The sequence below is a fragment of the Fusibacter sp. genome, from assembly GCF_057447755.1.
This window is the reverse complement of the sequence record NZ_JBVBZF010000366.1, coordinates 1-3,395: the sequence shown is the minus strand read 5'-3', so window position 1 is coordinate 3,395 and position 3,395 is coordinate 1. Positions and strand designations below refer to the sequence as shown.

Below are 3,395 nucleotides of genomic sequence, written 5' to 3'. Positions count from 1 at the left end.
TTTATCACCTATGAATCAATGTTACTATGGCCGGTAAAGCAGTCCGGAAGATTGCTTAGTGAGCTTGGTAAAACGACAGTCGCAATTACACGTGTTGAAGAAATATTGAACGAAGAAATTGAGGTAGATCAGCCTTATGAAATTGAAAGTGACGTTAAGGGGCATATTGAGTTTGACCGTGTATCCTTTAGTTATCCCGATGGGAAACTGGCACTTGAAGATATATCCTTTGATCTGCCACAGGGCAAAACCCTTGGTATTTTAGGGTCAACAGGTTCAGGAAAATCTACCCTTGTACACTTACTTCAAAGATTATATGACTACAAGGGCAGTATTAAAATTGATGGTGTTGAACTCAATACCATTAAGAAGCAGTGGATCCGACAAAAAATTGGTCTAATATTACAAGAGCCATATCTCTATGCCAAAACGGTTAAAGAAAATATTGGCATTACCAAAAAGAATTTTGATGATCAAGATATTTTTCAGGCAGCACAAGCAGCATCTATTCATGATAACATCATCACTTTCAAGGATGGTTACGATACAGTAATTGGTGAAAAGGGTGTTTCTTTATCAGGGGGACAAAAGCAAAGAGTTGCCATTTCCAGAACAATTATTGATCAGGACAAGCGCATATTGGTTTTCGATGATTCTCTCAGTGCAGTGGATACTGAAACGGATATGAAAATCAGAAGAGCGCTAAATGAACGTAGCAAAGATGTGACGACCATCATCATTAGCCATAGAATAACGACCCTAGCAGAGGCGGATTTCATTATCGTTTTGGACAATGGAAAGATTATTCAAAAGGGGACACATGCTCAATTAATAGAAGCAGATGGTCTTTATAAGAGAATATGGGATTTACAGAAGATGGTTAGCTAATCAAAGGGGGCATCCAAGTGGAAAATAGTAAAGAAATGAAATTAAAATATGATAAAAAAATATGGAAAGAGTTAATACATTACTTTTCAGACTTTAAAAAAGACATCTTGATCTTATGTGTCTACATGATCTCACTTGCCTGTGTGGATATCTCGTTTCCACTTTTAACACAATATGCAATTGATCATTATGTTATTCCAGGCAACGCAAAGGGTCTTAGCACAGTGGGGGTCGCTTATTTGGGGCTTGCAATCCTGCTTTCAACAATTGTCTTAGTCTTCATTAAACATGCAGGTAAGATTGAAATGAATCTCGTCTATAAGATGAGAAAGGATTGTTTTGAAAAACTCCAAAAGCTTTCATTTAGCTATTATGACAGAAATGCCATTGGCTGGATGATCGCTAGATCAACTTCAGATGCAACAAAAATATCTGAAACAGTGGCATGGGGCTTGGTTGATATGGTTTGGGGCTTAGCGATGATGATCGGAATATCGATTGTTATGCTCATCGTCAATGTCAAGCTTGCACTTGTAACCTTGGTCACCGTTCCGGTACTTGCCTTAATAAGTGTTTTTTTCGAAAAGAAAATGCTTGTAGAGTATAGAAATGTTAGAAAGATAAACTCCAAAATTACTGGTCTCTTCAATGATGGCATCGTTGGTGCCAAAACAACAAAAACACTCGTCAGAGAAGAGCTTAACAGAGAAGAATTTGGAGAGGTTACAAATGAGATGAAGCGCACGTCCATCAGGGCAGCGACATTCTCCGCTGGTTATTTACCTGTGGCGCTTTTTATCTCGGCTGTGGGCATGGTCTTGACCCTATACTTTGGTAGTATCTTTATCATGAACACAACAATCACATATGGTGTTTTGGTTTTATTTATTACTTATGCACGTCAGTTTTTCGATCCCGTGCTTGAGCTGGCTAGAATTTACACTGAAATGATCAGTGCGCAAGCAGCAGCAGAGCGTGTGATGAGTTTAATAAATGAAAAAGAAGAAATATTAGAATCAGATGAGGTGGTTGATAAATATGGCGACCATTACCATCAAAAAATAGAAAATTGGGAAGTTCTAAAGGGTGATATAGAGTTTAAGAATGTTGACTTCTATTATAAAGAGAATGAATACATCCTCAAGGATTTCAATTTAAAGGTTAAAGAGGGTGAAACGATTGCCTTAGTGGGTGAAACCGGTTCCGGAAAGAGTACAATTGTCAACTTGGCTTGTCGTTTTTACGAACCGACAGGTGGCCAAATCTTAATGGATGGTGTTGATTACCGCCTGAGATCTCAAAACTGGCTACATGCCAATATTGGCTATGTGCTTCAATCACCACATCTCTTTAGTGGCACAATAAAAGAAAACATTCGATATGGCAAGCTAGAGGCCACGGATGAGGAGATTATTAAGGCTGCTAAGATTGTCAATGCTCATGACTTTATCAGCAATTTGGAAAATGGCTATGATTCTGAGGTCGGTGAAGGCGGTGCGCTACTTTCAACAGGTGAAAAGCAACTTATTTCATTTGCCAGAGCAATCCTTGCTGCACCAAGACTCTTCTTCTTAGATGAGGCAACCTCATCCATTGATACAGAAACAGAGTCAAAAATCCAATACGCGATTGATAGAATACTTGAGAACAGAACAAGCTTTATCATAGCACACCGCCTATCGACCATCAGAAATGCAGACCGAATTCTTGTGATTGAAAAAGGTCGCGTCATTGAAGAGGGCAATCATCATGAATTGATGAAATTAAAGGGTCATTATTATGAACTTTATTCCAACCAATTCATTGAAGAAGGCGAAATGGAAATATTAAATGAAACAAACAAAAAAAATAAAATAAATCAAAAAAAGAATACGCTTAAAAGTGCTTAATTTGAATAAGTTGATATAGATAATATCATACAATATTTTATAGATTAGGTGGCACTTTAAGCAGAAAGGAAGTGTCTTTATGCAACCCATGTATGATTTCGTAAATGGTTATATAATGCCAGTTAAAACATCTTCAAAACAAAGTTTTGAATGGAAAATGTATCTTAAGAACGAATTTAGAAGAAACTCTAAATAGGCAAATTTTTAAGACCACATCAAGTTAAAAAAACGCAAGATTTTCACCGTAAAATGTATGAAAAAAGACGTGAAAATGTACTAAAATGCGTTGAAAATATATAAGTAAATATATTAAAAAATATAAAAAAGTCATATTGAAAAATATAAATAAATGATCTTAAGAAATCGTTTAAATGACTAAAAAACATATAGAATAATAGAGAGAAAACCAATGGAAATTGGTAAAAATGTTAAATGTTAAAAGATAGAAGGAGACCTCGGTAATGCACTGTGGTCTCCTTTACGGTGTGCCAAGCATGGCACTAATCTAGCTGGTGTAAGTCCAGTCGCGGGTATTTACCGCCAAGCGTAGCGAACCACAAGTTGGTATCAGTAATGGTATGGATGAAGGAAGTGGTGTAGCAAAGTTCTTGAGCCTAC

The 3,395-nt window shown here is 36.8% G+C and carries 2 protein-coding genes; both read left to right on the top strand.

Annotation, left to right across the window (positions count from 1 at the left end; translation table 11 throughout):
• The coding region (locus tag AC220I_RS20255; RefSeq protein WP_486725680.1) for an ABC transporter ATP-binding protein at positions 1 to 888 on the top strand (888 nt) is incomplete at its 5' end.
• A 17-nt stretch (positions 889 to 905) separates the two neighbouring features.
• Positions 906 to 2,777, top strand: coding sequence for an ABC transporter ATP-binding protein (locus AC220I_RS20250; RefSeq protein ID WP_486725679.1), 1,872 nt, complete (start codon positions 906 to 908; stop codon positions 2,775 to 2,777).
• Positions 2,778 to 3,395 lie beyond the last annotated feature (618 nt).